Origin of the sequence: Brachyspira pilosicoli, assembly GCF_019402445.1 — a bacterium.
Taxonomy (GTDB): domain Bacteria; phylum Spirochaetota; class Brachyspiria; order Brachyspirales; family Brachyspiraceae; genus Brachyspira; species Brachyspira pilosicoli_B.
Map to the genome: position 1 here is coordinate 1 of NZ_SRZM01000016.1, position 4361 is coordinate 4361.

At 40.6% G+C, this 4361-nt stretch carries 1 protein-coding gene and 2 rRNA genes; all 3 read right to left on the reverse strand.

Going from position 1 to position 4361, the window contains the following annotated elements:
• A partial coding sequence (locus tag E6A48_RS00490; RefSeq protein WP_219708089.1) for a MurR/RpiR family transcriptional regulator occupies window positions 1-618 on the reverse strand: 618 nt, incomplete at its 3' end.
• A gap of 57 nt (window positions 619-675) precedes the next feature.
• Window positions 676-792: ribosomal RNA gene (gene rrf / locus E6A48_RS00495) — 5S ribosomal RNA — on the reverse strand.
• A 112-nt stretch (window positions 793-904) separates the two neighbouring features.
• A 23S ribosomal RNA gene (locus tag E6A48_RS00500) occupies window positions 905-3893 on the reverse strand.
• Between the last annotated feature and the right edge of the window lie 468 nt (window positions 3894-4361).

Consider the following 4361-nt stretch of genomic DNA (forward strand, 5'->3'; position numbering starts at 1 on the left):
ATCATATTTCATAGTATCTTCAAAATAAAAAGCATAGTCTGAAATAAGCGAGATACTACTATTAGAATTTCCAGTAAAAGATGCAACTTTTCCACCTAACTCTTTTACAAGCTTTGCAAATTTGCAACATGACTCAGTTTCTCCAGATTTAGAAATAATAAGAATCATATCAATATCATTTTTAATATTTAAAAAAAAGGCAGGGTCTATCCATTGAATATTAATTGGTTCTAATCCTAGAACTAATAATTTTTGATAGATATAATTAGAAATTAAACTTGAAAAACCTTCTCCATAAACAGCAAATTTTGCAGTTTTCATTAAAGATAAAAACTCATCTATTTCTTTTTTATCTCTAACTCTAAAAAAAAATTTTTTTCTTATTTCTATGGTTAAATTATCATATTCATTTATATCGTTATATTTAAAACTATATATCATTTCAAGGAAACCAGAATAGTTTAGTTTTTTTGCTAATCTTACAATTCTTGAAGGAATAGTGTTAAATTTATTAGCTACACCTCTTACTCCAAGTTTTAAAGCTTCCCTAGGATTTTTTTTTAAATAATCCAATATATCTCTGTCAATTTTATCAAAATCATTATTTATTTTTTTCATAGAATAATAAAAATCCCAACAGAAATAAATCTATTGGGATAAAAATATATAATATATACCCGGCAACGTTCTACTCTCCCGTAAAGCTACCCTTACAGTACCATCGACGATGAAAGGCTTAACTGCCGTGTTCGGAATGGGAACGGGTGTATCACTTTCTCTATGGTCACCGAAATAATATTAGCAAATTAAAGAACAATTTGATGATATTGCCAGATATATAGGAGCGTAGATTGTCTCATTCTTGTTATATGTTTTCTATTGTTTGTAAGAAGAAAACGATAATATGGTCAAGCCATTGGTCTGATTAGTGCTGCTCAGCTGAACAGGTATTTCTTCCCTGCTTACACTTGCAGTCTATCAACGTCGTAGTCTCCAACGAAACTCATAGGGAAAATTAATCTTGAAGGAGGCTTCCCACTTAGATGCTTTCAGCGGTTATCCCGTCCGCACATAGCTACTCTGCGATGCTCTTGGCAGAACAACAGATACACCAGAGGTGCGTTCATTTCGGTCCTCTCGTACTAAAAATGACTCTTCTCAATTTTCCAACGCCCGCAACGGATAGGGACCAAACTGTCTCACGACGTTCTGAACCCAGCTCGCGTACCGCTTTAATTGGCGAACAGCCAAACCCTTGGGACCTGCTCCAGCCCCAGGATGCGATGAGCCGACATCGAGGTGCCAAACCTCCCCGTCGATATGAACTCTTGGGGGAGATAAGCCTGTTATCCCCGGAGTACCTTTTGTCCGTTTAGCGATGGCCCTTCCACTCGGGACCACCGGATCACTAAGACCTGCTTTCGCACCTGCTCGAGATGTCTCTCTCGCAGTTAAGCCACCTTATGCCTTTATACTCTACTACCGATTTCTATTCGGTTTGAGGTGACCTTTGCACGCCTCCGTTACTCTTTAGGAGGCGACCGCCCCAGTCAAACTACCCGCCTGACAATGTCCGACTGCCGGATAACGGCTAATCGTTAGAATCCCATTTTGCGAAGGATGGTATTTCAACGATGGCTCCATGAAAGCTGGCGCTCCCACTTCAAAGCCTCCCATCTATTCTACACATCACAAAACAAAACTCAATGTCAAGTTATAGTAAAGGTTCACGGGGTCTCTCCGTCCTGTTGCGGGTAATCAGCATCTTCACTGATAATTCAATTTCACCGAGTTCTTCCCCGAGACAGTGCCCGGATCGTTACACCATTCGTGCAGGTCGGAACTTACCCGACAAGGAATTTCGCTACCTTAGGACCGTCATAGTTACGGCCGCCGTTTACTGGGGCTTCAATTCGAAGCTTCGCTTACGCTAACCTCTCCTTTTAACCTTCCAGCACTGGGCAGGTGTCAATCCCTATACATCCATTTACATGTTTGCAGAGATCTGTGTTTTTGTTAAACAGTCGGCCAGGCCTTTTCACTGCGACTCTCCTCCCGATATTGCTACCGAGATTCAAGCGTCTCTTTTTCCGAAGTTACAAGACTAATTTGCAGAGTTCCTTAGGGAAGATTATCTCGAGCGCCTTAGAATACTCATCTCACCCACCTGTGTCGGTTTGCGGTACGATTATAATATGCCTAACCTTAGGAATTATTTCTAGACAGCCTAATTCACGCAACTTCCTGAACCCGAAAGCCCAGTCACTATCCACCTCAACCTTGAAGCAGCAAGCATTTTACTCACCACAAGTCTTGGCTATTCGACGAGGATAACCATCACCTCGCGTACGCAAACAATCTGTGTCATTCCATCGAAACATACTATAGTACAGGAATATTTACCTGTTTCCCATCGACTACGCTTTTCAGCCTCATCTTAGGGGTCGACTAACCCTAGGCAGATTAGCTTTACCTAGGAAACCTTGGGTTTGCGGCGAACGGGTTTCGCACCCGTTTTCTCGTTACTCATGCCTGCATCCTCACTTCTTATACCTCCAGCATACCTTACGATACACCTTCAACGGCTTAAAGAACGCTCTCCTACCAATCATAGATTAACTCTATAATTCCCTAGCTTCGGTACTATGTTTGAGCCCCGTTACATTTTCGGCGCAAAAACACTCGACCAGTGAGCTGTTACGCACTCTTTAAAGGAATGGCTGCTTCTAAGCCAACCTCCTGGCTGTTTAAGTATTCTCACATCCTTTCCCACTTAACATAGATTTTGGGACCTTAGCTGAGGATCTGGGCTGTTTCCCTTTTGACAATGACGCTTATCCGCCGCTGTCTAACTGCCATGCTCTTAACTTACGGTATTCGGAGTTTAGTTGGGTTTGGTACTCGGTTAGGAGCCCTAGTCCATTTAGTGCTCTACCCCCGCAAGTAAACACATAACGCTGCCCCTAAAGACATTTCGGAGAGAACCAGCTATCTCCAAGTTTGATTAGCCTTTCACTCCTACCCACAAGTCATCCAAAGCCTTTTCACGGCCACTGGTTCGCACCTCCACTCAATGTTACTCGAGTTTCGCACTGCTCATAGGTAGATCACTTGGCTTCGGGTCGTATAGCATGCAACTAATTTCGCCCTATTAAGGCTCGCTTTCACTACGACTACAAGGCTATTACCTCTTAATCTTGCTACATACTATAAGTCGCAGGCTCATTCTACAAAAGGCACGCCATCAGGCCTTCTACTATTGCTAGCAGGGTTCCCTCTGACTACTTGTAAGCTTAAGGTTTCAGGTTCTATTTAATAACCCTCAACGGGAGACTTTTCACCTTTCCCTCACGGTACTCTACACTATTGGTCACTGGTTAGTATTTTGCCTTGGATAGTGGTCTACCCAGATTCAAACAGGGTTTCACGTGCCCCGCCCTACTCAGGAACGACAAAACCTTGTATATATGATTTCGTGTACAGGGCTATCACCCACTATGGCCTGCTTTTCCAAAACAGTTCCACTATCATATATAGCAAAGTCGATATATGTAAGTATACCACTCGCCGCCCTACAACACCGCAATAACAACGCCTTACAACTTGACATTATTACGGTTTAGGCTCTTCCCCTTTCGCTCGCCACTACTGAGGGAATCTCAATTTTGATTACTCTTCCTCCAGGTACTTAGATGTTTCAGTTCCCTGGGTGTCGCCTTATACACCTATGGATTCAGTGTATAATATAGAAGGTTTACTTCTATAGGTTTTCCCATTCGGTGATCTACGGATCATAGAATATTTGCTTCTCCCCGTAGCTTATCGCAGCTTGTCACGACCTTCATCGCCTTCCAGTGCCTAGGCATCCACCTTAAGCCCTTACTTACTTGACCATATTATCCTTTTCTTCTTATCGCTAAGCTTCTAAGTTTAATACGTCTTGAATGAGACTATTAGCTAATTAAAGCTGTTTCTTCTAATTCTTTAGTAACGTCCGCTTAATTGTTTCTACTCTAAGACACACAATCTAATTGTGTTTTCTTTTTCTTATCAAGTGAAGATTTTTATAATTGCTGACTTTCCGCTTCTTAATTGGAAAATACTTTATAAAAATCTACGCTCTTATATATCTGTCAAAGATCATCTTTCGTTTCTCATTGATGTTTTTTATTTATCATCAATGTTTTATTAGTATAGCATACAGCCAAAAAAACGCAATACTATTTTTGCCCTTAAATACAATTTTTTTCTATTTTTTTCTTAAAAATAGATATATATTATACATTTTATACATATTTTTAAGGCTGAATTCAAAAAATAAAATTAAAACAAAATATTAACCCAAAAATTCGCTTTTTTTT